Annotated in this window: 20 protein-coding genes and 1 pseudogene; 14 read left to right on the plus strand and 7 right to left on the minus strand. The window is 67.4% G+C overall.

Translation table 11 applies throughout. From position 1 onward, the window contains the following. Position 1 precedes the first annotated feature (1 nt). On the minus strand, positions 2 to 727 hold the full coding sequence (locus FR943_RS08245) for a DUF4352 domain-containing protein (RefSeq protein WP_308170501.1): 726 nt from the start codon (positions 725 to 727) through the stop codon (positions 2 to 4). A gap of 194 nt (positions 728 to 921) precedes the next feature. On the opposite strand from FR943_RS08245, the gene FR943_RS08250 reads away from it, so the two are divergent. Both FR943_RS08250 and FR943_RS08255 read left to right on the plus strand, forming a co-directional pair. Continuing rightward, positions 922 to 1425, plus strand: a complete 504-nt coding sequence (locus FR943_RS08250; RefSeq protein ID WP_217155886.1) for an SRPBCC family protein — start codon at positions 922 to 924, stop codon at positions 1423 to 1425. A gap of 55 nt (positions 1426 to 1480) precedes the next feature. After that, entirely contained in the window at positions 1481 to 2980 is a 1500-nt protein-coding gene (locus FR943_RS08255) for an adenylate/guanylate cyclase domain-containing protein (protein WP_217155888.1), read from the plus strand. Here FR943_RS08255 and FR943_RS08260 read toward each other — a convergent pair. Both FR943_RS08260 and FR943_RS08265 read right to left on the minus strand, forming a co-directional pair. Next, positions 2975 to 3469, minus strand: a complete 495-nt coding sequence (locus FR943_RS08260) for a hypothetical protein (RefSeq protein WP_217155890.1) — start codon at positions 3467 to 3469, stop codon at positions 2975 to 2977. The two genes, FR943_RS08255 and FR943_RS08260, sit on opposite strands and share 6 nt — an antisense overlap. A 27-nt stretch (positions 3470 to 3496) precedes the next feature. Continuing rightward, on the minus strand, positions 3497 to 4009 hold the full coding sequence (locus tag FR943_RS08265; protein ID WP_217155892.1) for a hypothetical protein: 513 nt from the start codon (positions 4007 to 4009) through the stop codon (positions 3497 to 3499). Positions 4010 to 4144: 135 nt separating this feature from the next. On the opposite strand from FR943_RS08265, the pseudogene FR943_RS08270 reads away from it, so the two are divergent. From FR943_RS08270 to FR943_RS08285, 4 genes and pseudogenes are all read left to right on the plus strand, one after another. Then, a pseudogene (locus tag FR943_RS08270) lies at positions 4145 to 5582 on the plus strand (adenylate/guanylate cyclase domain-containing protein). Positions 5583 to 5657: 75 nt separating this feature from the next. Continuing rightward, complete coding sequence (locus FR943_RS08275) at positions 5658 to 7109, plus strand: FAD-dependent oxidoreductase (protein WP_217155894.1); 1452 nt, start codon at positions 5658 to 5660, stop codon at positions 7107 to 7109. A gap of 106 nt (positions 7110 to 7215) precedes the next feature. Continuing rightward, complete coding sequence (locus tag FR943_RS08280) at positions 7216 to 8250, plus strand: zinc-dependent alcohol dehydrogenase family protein (RefSeq protein WP_217155896.1); 1035 nt, start codon at positions 7216 to 7218, stop codon at positions 8248 to 8250. Positions 8251 to 8736: 486 nt separating this feature from the next. Continuing rightward, positions 8737 to 9288, plus strand: coding sequence for a TetR/AcrR family transcriptional regulator (locus FR943_RS08285; protein ID WP_217155899.1), 552 nt, complete (start codon positions 8737 to 8739; stop codon positions 9286 to 9288). 21 nt (positions 9289 to 9309) lie between these two features. On the opposite strand, the gene FR943_RS08290 is transcribed toward FR943_RS08285, so the two are convergent. Both FR943_RS08290 and FR943_RS08295 read right to left on the minus strand, forming a co-directional pair. After that, positions 9310 to 9717 carry a nitroreductase family deazaflavin-dependent oxidoreductase gene (locus FR943_RS08290; protein ID WP_217155901.1) on the minus strand — a complete coding sequence of 136 codons (408 nt, stop codon included), beginning with the start codon at positions 9715 to 9717 and terminating at the stop codon, positions 9310 to 9312. Between the two features lie 38 nt (positions 9718 to 9755). Beyond that, positions 9756 to 10622 (minus strand): sigma factor, encoded by an 867-nt coding sequence (locus tag FR943_RS08295; RefSeq protein WP_217155908.1) that lies wholly within the window; start codon positions 10620 to 10622, stop codon positions 9756 to 9758. A 76-nt stretch (positions 10623 to 10698) separates the two neighbouring features. Here FR943_RS08295 and FR943_RS08300 point away from each other — a divergent pair, with 76 nt between their 5' ends. Further along, complete coding sequence (locus FR943_RS08300) at positions 10699 to 11061, plus strand: DoxX family protein (RefSeq protein ID WP_217155909.1); 363 nt, start codon at positions 10699 to 10701, stop codon at positions 11059 to 11061. A 60-nt stretch (positions 11062 to 11121) separates the two neighbouring features. On the opposite strand, the gene FR943_RS08305 is transcribed toward FR943_RS08300, so the two are convergent. Further along, the gene (locus tag FR943_RS08305; protein ID WP_217155910.1) at positions 11122 to 11412 is read right to left on the minus strand and encodes a WhiB family transcriptional regulator; all 291 of its coding nucleotides are present in this window, start codon (positions 11410 to 11412) and stop codon (positions 11122 to 11124) included. A 434-nt stretch (positions 11413 to 11846) separates the two neighbouring features. Here FR943_RS08305 and FR943_RS08310 point away from each other — a divergent pair, with 434 nt between their 5' ends. From FR943_RS08310 to FR943_RS08320, 3 genes are all read left to right on the plus strand, one after another. Continuing rightward, positions 11847 to 12638, plus strand: coding sequence for a hypothetical protein (locus FR943_RS08310; RefSeq protein WP_217155911.1), 792 nt, complete (start codon positions 11847 to 11849; stop codon positions 12636 to 12638). A gap of 100 nt (positions 12639 to 12738) precedes the next feature. After that, positions 12739 to 13317: a sigma-70 family RNA polymerase sigma factor gene (locus tag FR943_RS08315; RefSeq protein WP_217155912.1), complete on the plus strand. Its 579-nt coding sequence runs from the start codon at positions 12739 to 12741 to the stop codon at positions 13315 to 13317. Continuing rightward, complete coding sequence (locus tag FR943_RS08320; RefSeq protein WP_217155913.1) at positions 13310 to 14482, plus strand: anti-sigma-D factor RsdA; 1173 nt, start codon at positions 13310 to 13312, stop codon at positions 14480 to 14482. The genes FR943_RS08315 and FR943_RS08320 overlap by 8 nt, the downstream gene beginning before the upstream one ends. Before the next feature lie 7 nt (positions 14483 to 14489). On the opposite strand, the gene FR943_RS08325 is transcribed toward FR943_RS08320, so the two are convergent. Beyond that, complete coding sequence (locus tag FR943_RS08325) at positions 14490 to 14894, minus strand: DUF5319 domain-containing protein (RefSeq protein ID WP_069404784.1); 405 nt, start codon at positions 14892 to 14894, stop codon at positions 14490 to 14492. A gap of 167 nt (positions 14895 to 15061) precedes the next feature. On the opposite strand from FR943_RS08325, the gene guaB reads away from it, so the two are divergent. From guaB to FR943_RS08345, 4 genes are all read left to right on the plus strand, one after another. Continuing rightward, positions 15062 to 16603, plus strand: coding sequence for an IMP dehydrogenase (gene guaB, locus FR943_RS08330; protein WP_217155914.1), 1542 nt, complete (start codon positions 15062 to 15064; stop codon positions 16601 to 16603). 29 nt (positions 16604 to 16632) lie between these two features. Next, complete coding sequence (locus FR943_RS08335; protein ID WP_218045399.1) at positions 16633 to 17769, plus strand: GuaB3 family IMP dehydrogenase-related protein; 1137 nt, start codon at positions 16633 to 16635, stop codon at positions 17767 to 17769. 73 nt (positions 17770 to 17842) lie between these two features. Further along, the gene (locus FR943_RS08340) at positions 17843 to 19579 is read left to right on the plus strand and encodes a GMC oxidoreductase (RefSeq protein WP_217155915.1); all 1737 of its coding nucleotides are present in this window, start codon (positions 17843 to 17845) and stop codon (positions 19577 to 19579) included. Positions 19580 to 19644: 65 nt separating this feature from the next. Further along, positions 19645 to 19917 (plus strand): PhoU domain-containing protein, encoded by a 273-nt coding sequence (locus FR943_RS08345; RefSeq protein WP_217155916.1) that lies wholly within the window; start codon positions 19645 to 19647, stop codon positions 19915 to 19917. Positions 19918 to 19933: the final 16 nt, after the last annotated feature.

A 19933-nucleotide genomic window follows, 5' to 3' on the forward strand; every position in this document is an offset into this window, starting at 1 on the left:
TTCAGCTCAGCGCGAGCAGCGCTCCGCCCGAGAACATCGAGTCGTGGCACTCTATTGCCGAGGGAGTCGCACCCGGCGGGATATCGAATACAGCCTGCGTATCGATTCCCAAGCCGGGGTTGATGTCCTCCATCCAGCCGTTGTCCATGATGCTGGTAGCCGCGTACTCGTTGCCGTTGATGAGTAGCTTCTGGCTGGTGGCTGAGAAACTGCGGGCCTGATCACCGATGTTTGTCACGCGGAGCTTTACGATGAAGAACTCGCCCTTGGCGATCTCAGGCGAGAACGCATCAGCGATCTGTGTCACGCCCCGTTCGACGCCCAGTACCTGGAATTCGAACTTGCCGTCACGAACGGAGGCCCCTGCCGGAGCGGGCACGTCCGCGTCTGCGACGGGTTTTGCAGTGGACGTGGATGGCTCGGACAACGAAGCGATCGGACTAGTCGAGCCGGACTTGGTTTCGGCGCTCTTCTCGCTGTCGCCTAGAGAGCCGATGGCGACCAACGCCAAGAACCCGGCTCCTACCCCGAGCCCGATCTTTTTCCCTCTGGACATCCCCGGCTTAGGTTGGCCAACGGCAGGTGTCGGTAGGCCGACCGGCGCGTAGTGTTCGGTCCAAACTTTGCCGTCGAAGTAACGCTGGCGGCCCGGATCTGATGGATCTGGATACCAACCTGCTATTGGCTGCGTCATGTAATCCCTGTCTCTGTTAGCTGTGGTGCTCACAGCTGGCGGTCAGCATAGCCGCCGGGGCCGACAAGGCGCGCTGATTTAGCTGCCAGTGCGACGGTCATGAGCCGATCGGTCCAGTAACTCTGGAAACCGTCTGCAAAGAGAGTGATGCCTTTCCAGAAACCGACGTATCACTCTGTTTCCAGTTGCAACGATGAGTTTCTGAACCGACCCCGGTCGGTACGGGTATGACCGAAGAAACCATGAGTAGCGCGTGCACCGTCGATGCTCCGGCCGAGACCGTATTCGGGGTGCTGGCCGACCCGACCACCCATCAGGCGATCGACGGCACGGGTTGGGTGCGGGAGTCGCTCGACGGCAAGCGGCTGACCGACGTCGGCCAGGTCTTCCGGATGGCGATGTACCACAACAACTACGGCGGCATGCACTACGAGATGGCCAACCGGGTCGAGGTGTTCGAGCCGCCGCACGCGATCGCGTGGCTGCCGGGCCAAGGCGCCGGCGGCGCCACTCTCGACTTCGGCGGATGGATCTGGCGTTACGATCTGAAATCGTTGGGTGACAACAAGACTGAGGTCACGCTGACGTACGACTGGTCGGCGGTACCGCAGGCCATTCGGGAGAACATCGAGTTCCCGCCGTTCGGCCGGGAGCACCTGGACAACTCGCTCAAACATCTCGCCGGGCTGGCGCAGGATCGGGTGCAGACCCGGACCAAGCCCAGCACCTAAGGTCAAGTAGTCCGAAACGCCCGCGCTCACCAGGGCGAAGGTGTTTTGTTTCGGCATGGACCGGATCTTTCAGTGGGTGTGGGATCGGTGCGGGCCGAGGTACTCCTGGGCGATCTGCCCGTTCGTCTACCTCGCGGGTCTGTCGGTCTATCTCGCCTATCCGTTGATCATCGTCGCGTTCGAAGGATCCGACCGCTACGCCGAGGCGGTGGCCATCACCTGTGTCGCCATGCTGGTGCGGGTCTACCTGTTCGTGCTTCCCGGCTCGAAGTGGTTACGTCCGATCGAAAAGTGGGCTGCGGGCCATGAGGTGGATCCGGTGGCGGCGCTGCGCGCTACCTTCATCTACGCGCGCCGGACGATCGTCCGGGTGCTCGCCACCGACGTGCTGTGGGCGCCGTGCCTGGGGATCATTCTGGCCACCATGGCCGGTGCGACGGGGTGGCGGTTGGTCCAATACGGGATCGTGGGAGCGGCGTATGGCGCGGCCACCGGGGTGATCGGCGTGCACAGCTTCACCGAAGGTTCGCTGCGTCCGGCTCGGGCCGCGATCGCCGGTGATACCGCGATGGGCGACGCGCTGCCCCGGTCGCACCCCACCTTCGCCGCGTGGTCCAACATCACCATGCTCGCGATGGCTTTCGGCTTCGCCGTCGGTGCGGCGCTGTTGGCGTCGGTGATCACTCGGGCCCACGAGGATCCGGTCGTCTCGCTCGGGATCGGGGCGGTCCTGATGCTCATCGCCGGGCCGGTCGCGGTCATGACGGTCTCGCCCTTCCTGCGGCCGGTCCGCGATCTTGCCGAGGGCACCGAACGGGTAGCCGCCGGTGACTACAGCCGGCGCCTGCCCGTAGTCCAGGATGACGACCTGGGTGCCCTGTCTGCCTCGTTCAACCGGATGCAGGCGGGTTTGGCTGAGCGGCAACGACTTCAGGCGGCATTCGGAACGTACGTCGATCCGGCGTTGGCCGCGCGGCTGCTCGAGCAGGGTGACGACGTGTTCGCCGGCGAGCGGCGGGATGTCACGGTGATGTTCGTCGACGTCCGCGATTTCACACCGTTCGCCGAGGCCAACAGTGCCGAGGACACCGTGTCCCGGCTCAACGCACTGTTCGAGATCGTGGTGCCCGCGGTGGTCGATGCGGGTGGGCATGTGAACAAGTTCCTCGGTGACGGTGCGCTGGCGGTGTTCGGCGCTCCGAATGGGCTTGCGGGCCATGCGGATGCGGCGGTGTGCGCTGCCGTGCTGATTCAGCGGCTTGTCGATGAGCGATTCGACGGTGCGCTTCGGATCGGGATCGGGATCAACACCGGGGTGGTGATCGCGGGCACCATCGGGGGCGCGGGCAAGCTGGAGTTCACGTTGATCGGTGACGCCGTCAACGTGGCAGCCCGCGTGGAACAGCTCACCAAGACCACCGGTGACACCATCTTGCTGACCCAGCAGACCGTCGACGCGGTGGCCACTCGCCCAGCCGGGCTTTCCGCGCGAGGACCGCATGTCCTGAAAGGAAAATCAGCGGCCGTGCAGCTCTTCGGTTTCGATCCGTTATGACGCGCGGTCTCCGGTGTTCTCCCTCGCGAGGATCCGCCACGCTTCTTCGATCACATCTTCGTCGATGTCCTCGGGGCGGGTGTTCGCGGCGACGGCCGTAGCGTAGATGTCATCCAGGTCCGCAAGGCCATCGGTCAGTTCGTTTTGGTGGCCGAAGGTTTCGTGTGCCCACGCGGTCAGTGCCCTCGGTTCCATTGCGCCCAATACGGTTTCGGTGGCCATCGCGATCAGGCCGGCGTGCACCGCAGCCGGGCTTGCGGGCGGGTAGAAGGGAATCCCGAGGTCGGTAAGGACTGGCTCGAGCAGTTCGGGGACTTCGCCGCCGGCATCCGCCAAGGGGACGGCGGCAAGTTCACTCAGTGCCTGGCCGTCAAGCTCTGCCACCAGCAGGTCACACGCGGCCAGGACGACGTCGGGGCCGCTGGCCTGGCCGACGTACCACAACCCGACCACGCGCTGGAAGCGTGCGAGTGCGGTGCGATGGCTCATCCCAGACGTCATACCTCCGATTTTCGTCTAACGAGTGGGCTGAATGGACACCAATTTCAGGGCGTCTGCCCGTGTGTCATCCAGTGTGAACCGGACCAGCAGGGTGTCGGGGGGAAACTTGGTGGCCAGGTCATTGAGGGTCCTGGGCAAAAACACCTTGGCCTTGGCGTTGCCGTACCAATTGGGATCGGGTGGGTCGGTGTTGAGGTCGCCCACCCGGTCGATCTCGGCGTCCCACTCTTGGACGGGTGCGGGCGGATCGTCCCCGAACCCGGCCGACTTCAGATACGCGTCTTCGGGGCCGGCAAGGGTGACTGCCTCCGTCCCGTCCACGGGCGTCCCGGTGATCGTGCCGTCGATGACATCGGCTGTCACCGAGGTCAGCCGCGCCGTGCAGACGTCGTCGACCAGCTTGGGCGGCACGCAGAATTCGGGCAGCGGGACCGCCTGAGCCGGGGCGGCATTCAGCACGGCCGGCACCGCCAGTACCGCCGCGGCGGTACCGATGCCGGCCAGTGCCCGGCGGAAATCGTTCGGCATCGCGGCCTCCTCTTTCAAGGTCCTTTCAAGGTCCCCGCACCGTATGTCGGCCCGCTCGTCGCCAGGGTTACACGGTGGCGCGGGAGCTCGCTGAAAAGTGCAGGTCAAGACGCCTGCGAGGGCTACTGTCACGCCATGGACCGCATCTGGCAATGGGCGTGGGATCACTGCGCCACGCGGTATTCGTGGGTGTTCTGTGGCGTCATGTTCGCCCTGGCCCTGCCGATCTACCTGTTTTTGGCGTTCGTCGTCGTCGCTCTCGAACGATCCGACCGCTACCTCGAGGCCGCCGCGGTCGCCGTTGTCGCGCTGCTGACCACGACATTCGGGCCCCGACCCGCCATGGCCGGGATCCGCCGTGCAGAGCGGTGGGCAGCCGGCGACCAGGCCGATCGAGAGGCAACGCTGGAAGCCACCTACACGTGGGCGCGCGAGGTGGTGATGCGAGCGGTGGTGAGCAACGCCATCATGGGCGCCCTGCTTCTGGTCCTCGTCGGGATGCTCGTCGGGGCCGGGCAATCACGATTGGTCCAGTACGGGGTGGTGGGTGCCGCCTTCGGGGCGGCCGCGATGACGCCGGGTGTGCACAGCTGCATCGAAACTGCCATGCGGCCCATCAGGGTGGCTCTCGCCGGTGACTCCGGGATCGGTGACGCACTTCCCCGCTCTCGTCCCAGTTTTGCCGCCTGGGCGAACGTGTCCATGCTCGCGATCACATTTGCGTTCGCCGGAACGGGCGCCATGCTGGCAGCCGTGTTGGGCCGTACCGCTGAGGTTCCGCTGCTCCTCGTCGTGATCGCCTGCGTGATGACCGTCTTTTTCGCGGTGCCGATCACCGTCGTCGGCGTGTTTTCGCCGTCGCTACGACCCATCAGGGACCTCGCGGAGGGCACCCGCCGGGTTGCGGCCGGTGACTTCAGCAGACGGCTGCCGGTGACGCAGGACGACGATCTGGGCGCGTTGGCCGCCTCGTTCAATCGGATGCAGGCGGGTTTGGCTGAGCGGCAACGACTTCAGGCTGCGTTCGGGACGTACGTCGATCCCGCGCTGGCGGCCCCGCGATTTCACACCCTTCGCCGAGACCAATACCGCCGAAGACGCTGTCGCGCGGCTCAATGCGCTGTTCGAGATGGTGGTACCCGTGGTCGTCGATGCCGGCGGGCATCTGAACAAGTTTCTCGGCGACGGCGCCCTGGCGGTCTTCGGCGCCCCGAATGATCTTGCGCACCATGCCGATGCGGCGCTGCGGACCGCGGTGCAGATTCAGCAACTCGTAGCCGAGCGATTCGACGGTGAACTTCGGATCGGGGTCGGGATCAACACCGGCGTGGTGATCGCGGGCACCATCGGTGGTGGCGGCAAGCTGGAGTTCACCCTGATCGGCGACACGGTCAACGTCGCCGCGCGCATCGAGCAGCTCACCAAGACCACCGGTGATCCAATCCTGCTCACCAGGCAGTCGGTCGACGCCCTGGCTTCTCGGCAACTCGGACTGACCGACAGGGGATTTCATCCGGTACGGGGCAAATCGACAGCCGTGCAGCTCTACGGACTGGATCCGCGGCGCGTGTGAATCAATTTGGTATCGGTGGCACGACACGTCCGTCCGCCGGGTGGTTTTCGTCGCCACGTGGCACACAATGCGGATATGACGGAACCGCGGGAGTCGCCGCGCGGGGTCTCGCGTCAGGTGTTTCTGCGTGGCGCTGCTGGGGCGCTGGCGGCCGGAGCGGTGTTCGGAACCGTTCGTGCCAGTGCCGAGCCGACCGGCTGGGAGGCGCTGTCATCCGCCATCGACGGGCAGGTCATCCTGCCCGGCAGTGGTGGGCAATTCGATTCGGCCAAGCAGGTTTTCAACACCAACTTCAACGGGTTGGCGCCCGCAGCGGTCGTCACCCCCGCGTCAGCGTCCGACGTGCAAAAGGCGATGGCCTTTGCCGCGACGCACAAACTCAAGGTCGCCCCACGCGGCGGTGGGCATTCCTATGTAGGTGCGTCGACGGCACCCGGCACCATGGTGCTGGACCTGCGTCAACTGCCCGGCGACATCCACTACGACGGCACCACCGGGCATGTCACGGTGACGCCCGCGACCGGCCTGTATGCGATTCACCAGACGCTGGCCGGAGCCGGCCGGGGGATTCCCACCGGCACCTGCCCGTCGGTCGGCGCGGCCGGACATGCGCTGGGCGGCGGGCTGGGCGCGCAATCGCGCCACGCCGGCCTGATGAGTGACCAATTGGTGTCGGCCACAGTGGTACTGCCCGGCGGCGGGGCCGTCACCACCTCGGCTCAGGAACACCCGGACCTCTACTGGGCCCTGCGTGGCGGAGGTGGCGGCAATTTCGGCGTGACTACCGCGCTCACCTTCGGCACCTTCCCCATCAGTGACGTCGATATCGTCGGCCTGCACTTTCCGTTGCAGGCGTTCGCGCAGGTTCTGGTCGGCTGGCAGAACTGGCTGCGCACCGCCGACCGCAGCAGCTGGGCTTTGGCCGACACCATCACCGACCCCCAGGGCGCGCACTGCCGCATCCTGGCGACCTGCCCGGCCGGATCCGGTGACAGCGTCGCGGCCGCTGTCGTCAAAGCGGTGGGCCTGCAACCGGCCAACATGGACACCCGCACATCCAACTACCTGGATCTGGTGAAGTTCCTGGCCGCCGACAACCTCAATCCGTCACCGCTGGGTTATGTCGGCGGGTCCGACGTGTTCGGGTCGATCACCCCGGCGACGGCCCAGGCGATCGCCGCGGCATTCGAGGCTTTCCCCGGCGGAGCGGGCCGTCCGTTGGTGATCATGCATGCCCTTGACGGTGCATTGGCCACCGTGGGGCCGGGGGACACCGCGTTCCCGTGGCGCAGGCAGTCGGCCCTGGTGCAGTGGTATGTGGAAACCTCGGGTTCCCCAGCGGCAGCGGCCAATTGGCTCAGCACCGCACATCAGGCGGTGGCACCGCATTCGGTCGGCGGCTACGTGAACTACCTTGAGGCGAATCAACCGGCGTCGCGGTACTTCGGTGCCAATCTGTCGCGGCTGTCTGCCGTCCGGCAGAAATATGACCCGGGCCGGATCATGTTCTCTGGCCTGAACTTCTGATGTGACACTTTTGATCCGGCGGCGCCAGGGTCGGCTTTCCCGCCCCGGACAACCGCTGCCGCTCTAGCCTCGAGGCCAGGGACCACACCAGCGGAGGAAACCGAACATGCGAGCAACCGTGATGTACGAGGCCGGCGACGTGCGGGTGGAGAACGTGCCCGATCCGGTCTTGAAGGAACCGGCAGACGCCATCGTGCGGGTCACCCGCGCGTGCATCTGTGGCAGTGACCTGTGGCCGTACCAGTCCATGCCGCACAAGGACGGCGGCCGGCGCATGGGACACGAGTTCATCGGCGTCGTCGAGGAACTCGGTACCGAGGTGTCCGGTCTGCGGCGCGGCGACCTGGTGGTGGCCCCGTTCGTCTGGGCGGACAACACCTGTGACTTCTGCCAGGAGGGGCTGCAGACGTCCTGCCGTCACGGTGGGGGCTGGGGTGAGCGCGGGGTCGACGCCGGCCAGGGTGAGGCCGTGCGCGTACCGCAGGCGCAGGGCACGCTGGTGAAGCTTCCGGTGGGCGAGGATTCAGCGCTGATGGCCTCGCTGCTGACCCTGTCCGACGTGTTCTGCACCGGTCACCACGGGGTGGTGACCGCGCACGTGCAGCCGGGTTCGAGTGTGACCGTGATCGGCGACGGTGCGGTCGGACTGTGTGCGGTGCTGGCCGCCAAGCGGTTGGGTGCCGAGCAGATCATCCTGAACGGGCGCCACACCGACCGCACCGATCTGGGGCGGGAATTCGGTGCCACCGACGTTGTACCCGAGCGTGGTGAGGAGGCCGTCGCGAAGATCCGTGAGCTGACCGGCGGCGACGGGACGCAGGCGGTGATCGAGTGCGTCGGGACCGAGCCGTCGCTGGCCACCGCGCTGGATGCGGTGCGCGCCGGCGGCCGGGTCAGTAGGCTCGGGGTGTCCCAATACACCCAGGTCCCAATGGGTTTCGGCACATTCTTTCGCAACGTCACCCTCACCGGAGGCGTCGCGCCGGCTCGGGCCTACATCGAAGAACTCATGCCCGACGTGCTGGACGGGACCATCGAACCCGGCCGGGTGTTCGACCGGACCATCGGCCTCGACGAGACTCCCGAGGGATACCGCGCGATGGCCGACCGCAAAGCGCTCAAGGTGTTGATCGAGCCGTGAGACCGGGGTGCTGACACCGGGTGAGGCTGCGTGACGGGGGCGTTGGCGGACTCGTTGCGGTACATCTCGCGGTAACGCGTCACCTGGCTCGGTGGGATCGGGGTGGCGAAGATGCTGACGTTGTTGGCCGGGGCCTGCGGTCCCCGGGCCGCTGCCAGCCTGGCCGCACCGGCCCGGAAGTTGATGACGGTGCCGCTCAGGCACACGACCAGGGTCACGCCGGCCACGATGGCCAGCTTGCTACCGAGTGCCAGGGCGGCGACAAAGGTCCCGAGCGAGACGAACGCGAGCAGCAGCAGCAGGTATGCGACGCCGGGGAGTGGGATGCGGCTGGGGTGTGCGGGACGGATGGACATGTGATCACCTCGGAAAACTCGGACAATCATCGAAACGCTACGCGGAGCGTATCGATGCTACGTATAGCGTAGCGCAAAATGGAGCTGGGATATTCCCGGTAGAGGTGATCGGTACACGGACAGGGGACTGATGGCGCAGCAGGGTCGGGTCGAGGACGGTATTGCGGAGTCGACGCTGCAGCTGCTGCGCAGCGGAGGCCCGCGGGCGGTCACCATCGAGGCGGTCGCGGCGCACTCGGGAATCGCCAAGACGACGATCTACCGTCGGCATCCGAATCGGCGGGACATGCTGGCCGGCGTTCTGCAACGGCTTGCCTCGCCGCCGCCGCTGGACCCGCAGGCCGACGCGCCCGATCGGCTGCGATGGCTGATCACCCACGCCATCGGCACGATTCAGGACGGCGTCGGGCTCGGGGGCCTGGCGGCGATGCTCACCGAAGACGACCCCGAATTCACCACGCTGTTTCGCAAACTGCTCATCGAGCAGCGCGCAGCGCTGGCGGCGGTGATCGACGCCTCCAAGGATGACGGCTCGATGCGCAAGGGCATCGACACCGCGACGCTGATCGACGCGGTGGTGGGCGCTTTTATCGCCGAATACGCCCGCACCGGCACCAACGAAGATGGTTGGCAGGAGCGCTTGTTCGACATGTTCTGGCCCACGGTGCGCGCAACGCCATGACGTCGCGAGCGCCGCGGCCCGTCAGCGGCGCTGCAGTTCGATGACCGGGATGACCCGATCCGTCTTGGTCTGATATTCGCCGAATCCCGGTGCCTGCTCGACGATTCGGGGGTAGGCCGCGTCCCGCTCCTCCCGTGGCATCTCGCGGGCGTGCACATCGTAAGCGTCGGTGCCGATTTCGATATGGGCGTCCGGATGGGCCCGCAGATTGTGCAACCACGCCGGGTCGACGTCGGCGCCGGCATAGGAGCCGACGATGGCGAGTTTCCCGTCGAGGTCGAAGGCCATCACCGGGTTGATGCGCTCCTTGCCGGACTTGGCACCGGTGGTGTGCAGCAGGAGCAACGTCGCGCCCTCGAACGGGCCGCCGACCTTGCCTCCGTTGGCGCGGAACTCGGCGATGATCTTGTCATTCCAGTTGTCGGTCATGACTTCCTTCTTACGCCTGTCAGCTGTTCGCCGATGGGTCAATCCGCCAACGTCACGGCCGCCGATGCCAGCCGATCCGGGTCGCCGACGATGTCGATGAGAGATACCCGGCCGTCACGGATGTCAAGACGCAGTAGGGTTTTCAGTTGCCCTGCCGGTGCGATGACGATGCCTGCGAAACCGTCGAGCACCGCGACCTCGCCACCGCGTGCGACCGCGGCGAACATCTTGGACTCCTCGACGAACTCACGCGCACCCCGCAGTTCGGTGGGGATGTGTTCGCCGACGAGCACGCGGTCGACGCGGCGCACCACGTCGGGATCGAGGATCTCGAGCAGCGCGGCGAGGTCACCCTGTTGTGACGCGGCCAGGAAGGTCCGGGCGATCTGGAGGTGCTCGCTCGTGGGGCGCTCGGCGGGCACGGCGCCGTGAACCCGGTCCCGGGCCCGGCTGGCCAGCTTCTTGGCGGCCTGCGGCGTGCGGTCCAGCAGTGCGGCGATGTCGTCGAAGGGCACGGCGAAGGCGTCGTGCAAGACGAACGCCACCCGCTGGGCCGGGGAGAGCCGGTCGAGCACGACGAGCAGCGCGCGGCCCACGGACTCGGCCATGGCCACTTGCTCGTCGGCGCCGGGAGCGGAGGCAGCCGGGGTGACCTCGCCGGCTCCCAGTAGTTCGGCTCGCCGGTTGCGTTCGCGGAGCCGGTCGAGGCATTCCCGGGCGACCGTCGTGGTGAACCAACCGGTCGGATTGTCGACGTCGGCGATCCCACGCCGGCTGACCTTGAGCCAGGTGGCCTGGACGGCGTCGTCGGCGTCGTGCACCGAGCCGAGCAGTCGGCAGGCGACGGCGCGCAAGTGTCGACGGTCCTGGTCGAACCGGGTCGCCAGGGCCTGTTGGTCGGTCATGGGTCACCTTTCGTGCGCGGCGAGCGTCATCAGGGTGAACCACCATCCGACGAACCCCACACAGGAGACGACTGCCATGACCCTACAACTCGGCGTGACCGCGGTCCTGATCGTCACGATCACCGCCGCCGCCAACACCGCGATGGCAGTGGCCGACCTCGCCGGGGCCCGCTTCGTGCTGGCCAATTCCGCGGAGGTAGGTGTGCCGCGCACCTGGATTCGGACACTCGGCCTGCTGAAAGGGGCGGGCGCGGTGGGACTGCTGACAGGTGTGCTGGCGGTCCCGCCGATCGGGGTGGCGGCCGCGATCGGGCTCACCGCCTTCTTCATCGGTGCCGTCGTCACCCACATCCGCGCCCGGGTGTTCTACAACATCGGTTTCCCCGTCACGTTCCTGGTACTCGCGGTGCTGTCGCTGGGGGCGTTCGCCGCCGGCTGACGCCCGACGCCGAAGGCCCGGGCCCCGCATCGGGGACCGGGCCTCGGGCCGTGCTGAAAATCAGGCGCTGCGGCGGATACCGCGCTTGAGCAGGAGTTCGCGCTCGGACTCGCTCAGGCCGCCCCAGATGCCGTACGGCTCACCGACGGCCAGCGCATGCGAACGGCATTGCGCGATCACCGGGCAACTGCGGCACATCTCCTTGGCGCGCGTCTCACGCTGGGCGCGGGCACGTCCACGTTCACCGTCCGGATGGAAAAACATCGACGAATCGACTCCACGGCAAAGTCCTTGCATTTGCCAATCCCAGATATCCGCATTGGGGCCGGGAAGCTGCTGCGGCTGCGGCATATGGAAAACCCCTCTCTGCTCGCCCATTTCGCCAAAGCGGGCGGGTGTGAGTCGGTGGAACCGAAGTGAGCTTGTGTCGCCGATGACCGCTCGTGCACACAAACTAGGGGGACCGAATAAACCGCGTCAATAGTCTCGCGCTGTGCGAAAGGACATATCCGCAGGTCGAGAATTTACATCACGTTCATCGTGGCGATGCTTTCGCCACTGCGCGTGACTCCGAGATCTGCTCGCGGCCTTTGGTTTTCCCGCTGCCCCGGGCCGGTGATCAATGCGACCGAATAACGTTGGTCGGTGGTTGTTGACGTGCCATTAACAGTGCAGCCATCAATTGTTAACGAATAGCCGCACGGCAATTTATATTCTTGCCGCCGGTCGTCGCGAGGTTGCCCGCGTACCCGCGACACCCCTGGTATTGATAGCGTCGCGAACCGATGACCGCCACCGCCGAGGCCGCCACGGTCCTGGCCGACGCCGCATTCGGCGCCGACCCGGGCCGGTGGCCCCTGCCCGCCGCCACCACCTCGCACGAGCGCTGGCTGCGGGCGGTGGCCGCGGGTGGGCAGGGCCGTTACGCGTGCGCGCTGACCGAGCTCGCCGGCGTGCTGCGGAGCCCAGGCAGCGGACCCCTGGTGTCGCTGGCGCACAGCACCCGCGCCTCCTTCCTGCGTCAGCTGGGTGGCCACGTCCGCGCTCGTGGTGTCGACGGCCTGGCCTGGGCCCACCGCGGCGAGGACGGCGAGGCGGCCGCCGATGCCCTCGTCGGGCTCGCCGCCGACGCGCTGGGGGTGGGCCGGTTCGGGCTGTCCGGCCGGCTTCTCGAGCGGGCCCGCGACGTCTCGGCCGCGCCGCGTCCACGGGTCCGGTTGTCGTGGGTCAGCGCCGAGCTGGCGATGGCGCGCGGACACGGCGCCGAAGCGGTCGAGCATGCCCACCGCGGTGTTGCGGCGGCGGCCGACTACGGCTCGACGCGTCATGCGGTCAAGTCGGATGTGGTGCTGGCTGCGGCACTGTGCAGCGCCGGCGAGCTCGACGCCGCACGGGAGGTCGCCGACGCGGCGCTGTCGGCCGGCGAGAAGTCCGGGCTGATTCCGCTGTGCTGGGCCTTGGCGTGCCTGCTGGCCGACATCGGCAGCGCCACGCACGACGCGCCACAAATCATCGGCATCCGCGACCGCTGCGCGGATACAGTGCGCCGCAGAGGCGGCGTGTGGGCCGGAGCCTGATCCGGCACCGGCCCGGTCGCAGCCGAGCGATCGTTATTGTTTAGCTCGGCCATACCGCCAAGAGTGTCGGTGCTACGTAACGCTGGAGAGATCGCCCACGATGACAAGTTCGGGAGAGCGTCTCGACATTGTCGTTGCTGAGGCAGTTGCCGGCGATCGGAACGCGCTCTCAGAAGTGCTGGAGATCATTCGGCCGATCGTCGTGCGGTACGTCCGGGCGAGGGTCGGGGCAACCGAGCGCAGTGGTCTCTCAGCTGATGACGTTGCGCAGGAGGTGTGCTTGGCCGCCATTACGGCGCTGCCGCGCTACAAAGATCAGGGACGCCCGTTCCTGGCCTTTGTCTACGGCATCGCTGCGCACAAGGTTGCTGACGCGCATCGCGCGGCAGCCCGGAACCGTGCCGAGCCCACTGACGTAGTGCCCGAGCGGTTCTCCCTCGACGCGGGGCCCGAACAGTCCGCTCTCGACTCCGAATCTTCGCAGCGGATGGCCCGGCTGCTGTCCGTGCTGCCCGAGAAGCAGCGCGAGATCCTCATCCTGCGGGTCGTGGTCGGCATGAGTGCCGAGGAGACCGCCGAGGCCGTCGGCAGCACCGCCGGCGCCGTGCGCGTGGCACAGCACCGTGCCCTGGCCCGGCTCAAGACCGAGATCATGGCGACGAGGCCGGACCATGCCTGACTTCGGCCGCTGGACCTCAAACGGTGGTGATCCGTCCCTCAACGAGATCAACCGGACCGAGAAATTCATCGAGGCGCTCTCCCTCGAGCGGCAGGTCTATGCCACCGATCGGGAAGAGGCCGAGCTGTCCGTCCTGCTGGCCGGATGGCGAGACGACGCACGACGCACGCCGATGTCGGGTATCGCGACGCCGCGCGAAGCCGTCGCGGCTCTCGACAAGGCCACCGCGCAGGGCCGGGTGCGGATCCCCATGGCGCTGGTGGGGTCGATGGCCGCCGCGGTGCTCTGCGTCGGCGGTTTCGGTGCCGCGGTGTACGGTTCCGGCCCCGGCGACGCCCTGTTCGGGGTGCGCGGTGCGGTCTTCGGGACCCAACAGACCGCGCGCGACGTGCATGTCGAGTTGGCGTCCAGCGAGCTCAGGCAGGTGCAGCAACTGATCGACGAGGGCCAGTGGGAACAGGCCCAGGAGAAGCTGCAGACCATCACCACCACGGTGGCCACCGTCGACAACGAACAACGCAAGCAGGAACTCGTCGACCGTTGGCAACAACTGTCGGTCAAGGTCGAGAACCGCGACCCGAATGCGACCGTGCCGCCCGACGCGCCGCCGGTGGTGCTGCCCGAGGTGACGGTGACGACGACGCCGTCGTCCGGCGAGAGTCCCACCGAGGAGACTCCGACGTCGACGCCGGTGAGCCCGACGACGAGTCCGACGAGTCCAACGAGCCCGACGAGCCCGGGTACGACGCCCACGACCGCTCCGCAGGAGCCGGTGCCGGGATCGGAGACGGTGGTCCCGTCCACCCCGGCGCCGTCGTCGGCGCCCGAGACCACAGGTCCGGAACATTCGGCGACGTCATCGCCGGTGACGACCGAGCCGACGGCCCCGTCGCCCTCGAGCAGCGCCCGGCCGACGGTTCCGGCGACCTCGTCAGCACCGACTGCTCCGGCGACCACCGCCCGGCCGTCCACCTCGCCGGCTCCTGCCGCCGAGGCGCCGACCACCACCACGACGGTGGTCACGCAGGTGGAGCCGACATCGGTGCCCTCGGCGCCGCCGGTGCGCGCCACGACGGCCGCACCCACAGCCGACGAGGCCGAAGGCCCGTCGGATGAGATTCCGCTGTTGCCCGGGTCAGGCGAGACCGGGTCGGGCGAGCGCTAGTGGACGGTCAGCGGTAGCCGTCGGTTTCCGACGTGGCCTCGTTGAGCGAGGCGTCGGCGTAGCCGCGGCAGTAGTCCCACGTGACGTAAGCGTCGGGCTCGGGGTCGTAGGCCGGCTCGTGCGGCCGCACCGTGCCGTCGACGAGCAGCTGCAGCAGGTTGGCCCGCAGCATGTCCCAGTCGTGGTAGTGGTCCTGCTGGCACTCGTCGCAGCACACGACGAGGCCACGGATTCCCTTGTGCGCCAACAGCGCTTCATACACCGCCAGATCGGCGAGATCCGCCTCCACGGCCGTCCGCTCCTGAGGGTCCAGGGGCTGGCCCGGCTCGATCGCGTCCAGCGCAGCCGAGGGATCGCAGGGATCGTCGGCAAACGGATCGGGCGGCAAACCAGGGGGGAGATGGTCACGCACGTGTCCCACACTACGCAGCCGTACAGGTATCGCGCCAGCCGTCCTGGGTGCGTGGCGACGGCTGCCGGATGCGCGTCGGATGCGCAAGGAGCGGCAACAACACTGTCAATATGCGAGCCGATAGAATCGGGTCACACGCCCCACGCCTGCCACTGGAGGCCCCACCCATGTCGATCGCTGAAAGCAGCGTTCCCATCGCCGTACCGGTGCCGACCGGTGGCGATGATCCCACCAAGGTCGCGATGCTCGGCCTGACTTTTGACGACGTCCTGCTGCTGCCGGCCGCTTCCGATGTGGTGCCCGCCACTGCCGACACCTCCAGTCAACTGACCCGCAACATCCGGTTGCGGGTGCCGCTGGTCAGCTCTGCGATGGACACCGTCACCGAGTCCCGGATGGCCATTGCGATGGCCCGGGCCGGCGGCATGGGCGTGCTGCACCGCAACCTTCCGGCCGCTGAACAGGCCGCCCAGGTCGAGACCGTCAAGCGCTCTGAGGCCGGCATGGTCACCGACCCGGTCACCTGCTCGCCGACCAACACCCTGGCCGAGGTGGATGCCATGTGCGCCCGGTTCCGGATCTCCGGGTTGCCGGTGGTGGACGAGGGCGGGCAACTGGTTGGCATCATCACCAACCGCGACATGCGCTTCGAGGTCGACGAGAACAAGCCGGTCGCCGAGGTGATGACCAAGGTGCCGCTGATCACCGCGCAGGAAGGCGTCTCGGCCGAGGCCGCCCTGGGCCTGCTGCGCCGGCACAAGATCGAGAAGCTGCCGATCGTGGACGGGCACGGCAAGCTGACCGGCCTGATCACGGTCAAGGACTTCGTCAAGACCGAACAGTTCCCGCTGGCCACCAAGGACAGCGACGGCCGGTTGCTGGTCGGGGCCGCCGTCGGCGTCGGGGAAGACGCCTGGGCGCGGGCCATGACCCTGGCCGACGCCGGCGTCGACGTGCTGATCGTCGACACCGCCCACGCCCACAATCGGGGCGTGCTCGACATGGTGGCGCGGTTGAAGAAGACCGTGGGGGACCGGGTCGAGGTGGTCGGCGGCAACGTGGCCACCCGAGCCGCAGCTTCGGCGCTGGTGCAGGCCGGCGCGGATGCGGTCAAGGTCGGCGTCGGACCCGGCTCGATCTGCACCACCCGTGTCGTCGCCGGCGTCGGTGCCCCGCAGATCACCGCGATCTTGGAGGCCGTCGCGGCCTGCAAGCCCTACGGCGTCCCGGTGATCGCCGACGGCGGGCTGCAGTACTCCGGCGACATCGCCAAGGCGCTGGCCGCCGGTGCGTCCACGGCCATGCTGGGGTCGCTGCTGGCCGGTACCGCCGAATCGCCCGGCGAGTTGATCTTCGTCAACGGCAAACAGTTCAAGAGTTACCGCGGCATGGGTTCGCTGGGGGCCATGCAGGGACGCGGTGGCGGCAAGTCCTACTCCAAGGACCGCTACTTCCAGGACGACGTGCTCTCCGAGGACAAGCTCGTGCCCGAGGGCATCGAGGGCCGGGTGCCGTTCCGCGGGCCCCTGGGCACCGTGATCCACCAGCTCACCGGCGGTCTGCGGGCGGCCATGGGCTACACCGGCTCGGGCACCATCGAGCAGTTGCAGCAGGCGCAGTTCGTCCAGATCACGGCGGCCGGGTTGAAGGAAAGCCACCCGCACGACATCACCATGACTGTCGAGGCCCCCAACTACTACACCCGCTGACTCGGTGGGGCAGGAGACAAAGAGCAGTCATGCGCGACATGGTTGAGATCGGCATGGGCAGAACCGCCCGCCGCACCTATGAGCTCGACGACATCACGATCGTGCCTTCGCGGCGGACCCGGTCATCACAGGACGTGTCGACGGCCTGGCAGCTCGATGCCTACCGCTTCGAGGTTCCCGTGGTCGCCCATCCGACCGATGCGCTGGTGTCGGTCGAGTTCGCGATCGAGATGGGCCGGCTCGGCGGGCTCGGCGTGCTCAACGGTGAAGGGTTGATCGGCCGGCACGCCGACGTCGAGGAGAAGATCGCCCAGGTCTTGGACGTGGCAGCCGGCGCCGACGACGATTCGGCCGCGATCCGGCTGCTGCAGGAACTGCATGCCGCGCCGCTGGATCCGGAGCTGTTGGGTGCGGCGGTGGCCCGCATTCGCGAGGCCGGGGTGACCACGGCGGTGCGGGTGAGCCCGCAGAACGCCCAGGCGCTGACCCCGACGCTGGTTGCTGCCGGGATCGACCTGCTGGTCATCCAGGGCACCATCATCTCCGCCGAGCGCGTCGCATCCGATGGCGAGCCGCTGAACCTCAAAACCTTTATCTCCGAGCTCGACGTGCCGGTGGTGGCCGGCGGTGTGCTCGATCACCGCACCGCGCTGCATCTGATGCGCACCGGGGCGGCCGGCGTGATCGTGGGTTACGGCTCCACGGCCGGGGTGACCACCAGCGACGAGGTGCTCGGTATCAGCGTGCCGATGGCCACCGCGATCGCCGACGCGGCCGCCGCGCGTCGCGAGTATCTCGACGAGACCGGCGGCCGGTACGTGCATGTGCTGGCCGACGGCGACATCCACACCTCCGGCGACCTGGCCAAGGCGATCGCCTGTGGGGCCGACGCCGTCGTGCTGGGTACGCCGCTGGCGGTGGCCGACGAAGCGCAGGGCGGCGGCTGGTTCTGGCCGTCCGCGGCCGCGCACCCGTCGCTGCCGCGGGGCGCGCTGCTACAGGTGGCCCTCGGCGAGCGGCCCGGCCTGGAGCAGGTGCTCACCGGACCGTCCGACGATCCGTTCGGGTCGTTGAACCTGGTCGGTGGCCTGCGCCGGTCGATGGCCAAGGCTGGGTACTGCGACCTCAAGGAGTTCCAGAAGGTCGGCCTGACGGTCGGATCCTGACCTGGATCGAGGTTCTTTACAAGTTAGGGCCTCCTGTCTAGAAGTTACCTGTCGGTAGCGTCATACTGATCACATGAAGCCCGACTACGACGTCTTGGTGATCGGTTCCGGATTCGGCGGCAGCGTGAGTGCGCTGCGGCTGACTGAGAAGGGTTATCGGGTCGGTGTACTCGAAGCCGGCCAGCGCTTCGCCGACGCCGATTTCGCCAAGACCTCGTGGGATCTGCGCAAGTTCCTGTGGGCACCGAAGTTCGGCATGTACGGCATCCAGCGCATCCATCTGCTGCGCAACTGCATGATCCTGGCCGGTGCGGGGGTGGGCGGCGGCTCGCTGAACTACGCCAACACGCTGTACGTGCCGCCGGCGCCGTTCTTCAACGACCCGCAGTGGAAGGACATCACCGACTGGCGCGCTGAGCTGATGCCGCATTACGACCAGGCCCAGCGGATGCTCGGCGTGGTCACCAACCCAACTTTCACCGATGCCGACCGGGTGATGAAGGAGGTTGCCGACGACATGGGTTGCGGCGACACGTTCGTCCCGACGCCGGTCGGCGTGTTCTTCGGTCTCGACGGCGAGAAAACCCCCGGCGAGACGGTGCCCGATCCGTTCTTCGGCGGGGCCGGCCCGGCCCGCACCGGTTGCCTGGAGTGCGGCGAATGTATGACCGGATGCCGGCACGGCGCCAAGAACACGCTGGTCAAGAACTACCTCGGCCTGGCGGAATCGGCTGGGGCGCAAGTACACCCGATGACCACGGTGACCAGCTTCGAGCAGCGCGCCGACGGTGTGTGGGAAGTCAGCACGGTCCGCACCGGCAGCAAGCTGCGTCGCAACCGCAAGACGTTCACCGCGACGCACCTCATCCTGGCCGCCGGGACTTACAACACCCAAAAGCTGCTGTTCAAGATGCGCGACACCGGCAGGCTCAATCGGCTCTCGGCCAAGCTGGGCGTGCTGACCCGGACCAACTCCGAGTCCATCGTCGGTGCGGGCCGACTGTCGGTGGCGCCGGATCTGGATCTCACCCACGGCGTCGCGATCACGTCGTCGATTCACCCGACCGCCGACACACATGTCGAACCGGTGCGGTACGGCAAGGGCTCCAACGCCATGGGGCTGCTGCAGACCCTCATGACCGACGGCGCCGGCCCGCAGGGCACCGATGTGCCGCGCTGGCGGCAGTTCGTGACGCAGGTCCGTGAGAACCCCGGGCAGATGGCCCGGTTGCTCAACCCCAGGCAGTGGAGCGAGCGCACGGTGATCGCGCTGGTGATGCAGCATCTGGACAACTCGATCACCACGTTCACCAAGCGCGGCCCGCTGGGCGCCCGGATCATGTCCTCCAAGCAGGGCCACGGCGAACCCAACCCGACCTGGATCCCTGCCGGCAACGAGGTGACCCGCCGGATCGCCGAGAAGATCGACGGGGTGGCCGGTGGCACCTGGGGCGAGCTGTTCAACATCCCGCTGACCGCACACTTTCTCGGTGGGGCGGCCATCGGTGCCGACGCCGAGCATGGCGTCATCGACCCGTACCAGCGGGTGTACAACTATCCGACGCTGTATGTGATGGACGGCGCGTCGATCTCGGCGAACCTCGGGGTGAACCCGTCGTTGTCGATCACCGCGCAAGCCGAGCGGGCGGCGTCGCTGTGGCCGAACAAGGGGCAGGACGATCAGCGGCCCGCGCAGAACCAGCCCTACCGCAGGCTCGCACCGATCGCCCCCGAGCATCCGGTGGTGCCGGCCGAGGCGCCCGCCGGGTTGCGGCGGCTGCCCATCGAGCCGGTCAACTCGGCCGGTTAGCCCGCTCGAATCCGGGTATCCAACTCCCACCCCGGGCGGCCGCGCCCGGGCGGGAGGGATTGGTGATGCGGGAGGCGTTCCGCGACGAGTTGGCCGCGTTGTGCAACCAACTCGCCGAGATGTGCGGGCTGGCCGTCAGCGCGATGCAGCGGGCCAATCAGGCGCTGCTGGATGCTGATCTGTCGCTGGCCGAGCAGGTAATCGCCGACCACGAGCACATCGCCGACTACAACCATCGCATCGAGGAGTCGGCGTTCCGGTTGTTGGTGTTGCAACAGCCGGTTGATTGCGCTCATCGAACGTCCCCAGGTGTGCTCGTTGAAATTCCTCACCTGTGAGCACCGGTCAGTGTAG

Origin of the sequence: [Mycobacterium] fortunisiensis (assembly GCF_019050325.1) — a bacterium.
Taxonomy (GTDB): Bacteria; Actinomycetota; Actinomycetes; order Mycobacteriales; family Mycobacteriaceae; genus Mycobacterium; species Mycobacterium fortunisiensis.

What these genes read in the sequence shown, in the direction of transcription:
- FR943_RS08250 (WP_217155886.1), top strand. Translation starts at nt 922, where the DNA reads ATGACCGAAGAAACCATGAGTAGCGCGTGCACCGTCGATGCTCCGGCC.
- FR943_RS08255 (WP_217155888.1), top strand. Translation starts at nt 1,481, where the DNA reads ATGGACCGGATCTTTCAGTGGGTGTGGGATCGGTGCGGGCCGAGGTAC.
- FR943_RS08260 (WP_217155890.1), bottom strand. Translation starts at nt 3,469, where the DNA reads ATGAGCCATCGCACCGCACTCGCACGCTTCCAGCGCGTGGTCGGGTTG.
- FR943_RS08265 (WP_217155892.1), bottom strand. Translation starts at nt 4,009, where the DNA reads ATGCCGAACGATTTCCGCCGGGCACTGGCCGGCATCGGTACCGCCGCG.
- FR943_RS08275 (WP_217155894.1), top strand. Translation starts at nt 5,658, where the DNA reads ATGACGGAACCGCGGGAGTCGCCGCGCGGGGTCTCGCGTCAGGTGTTT.
- FR943_RS08280 (WP_217155896.1), top strand. Translation starts at nt 7,216, where the DNA reads ATGCGAGCAACCGTGATGTACGAGGCCGGCGACGTGCGGGTGGAGAAC.
- FR943_RS08285 (WP_217155899.1), top strand. Translation starts at nt 8,737, where the DNA reads ATGGCGCAGCAGGGTCGGGTCGAGGACGGTATTGCGGAGTCGACGCTG.
- FR943_RS08290 (WP_217155901.1), bottom strand. Translation starts at nt 9,717, where the DNA reads ATGACCGACAACTGGAATGACAAGATCATCGCCGAGTTCCGCGCCAAC.
- FR943_RS08295 (WP_217155908.1), bottom strand. Translation starts at nt 10,622, where the DNA reads ATGACCGACCAACAGGCCCTGGCGACCCGGTTCGACCAGGACCGTCGA.
- FR943_RS08300 (WP_217155909.1), top strand. Translation starts at nt 10,699, where the DNA reads ATGACCCTACAACTCGGCGTGACCGCGGTCCTGATCGTCACGATCACC.
- FR943_RS08305 (WP_217155910.1), bottom strand. Translation starts at nt 11,412, where the DNA reads ATGCCGCAGCCGCAGCAGCTTCCCGGCCCCAATGCGGATATCTGGGAT.
- FR943_RS08310 (WP_217155911.1), top strand. Translation starts at nt 11,847, where the DNA reads ATGACCGCCACCGCCGAGGCCGCCACGGTCCTGGCCGACGCCGCATTC.
- FR943_RS08315 (WP_217155912.1), top strand. Translation starts at nt 12,739, where the DNA reads ATGACAAGTTCGGGAGAGCGTCTCGACATTGTCGTTGCTGAGGCAGTT.
- FR943_RS08320 (WP_217155913.1), top strand. Translation starts at nt 13,310, where the DNA reads ATGCCTGACTTCGGCCGCTGGACCTCAAACGGTGGTGATCCGTCCCTC.
- guaB (WP_217155914.1), top strand. Translation starts at nt 15,062, where the DNA reads ATGTCGATCGCTGAAAGCAGCGTTCCCATCGCCGTACCGGTGCCGACC.
- FR943_RS08335 (WP_218045399.1), top strand. Translation starts at nt 16,633, where the DNA reads ATGCGCGACATGGTTGAGATCGGCATGGGCAGAACCGCCCGCCGCACC.
- FR943_RS08340 (WP_217155915.1), top strand. Translation starts at nt 17,843, where the DNA reads ATGAAGCCCGACTACGACGTCTTGGTGATCGGTTCCGGATTCGGCGGC.
- FR943_RS08345 (WP_217155916.1), top strand. Translation starts at nt 19,645, where the DNA reads ATGCGGGAGGCGTTCCGCGACGAGTTGGCCGCGTTGTGCAACCAACTC.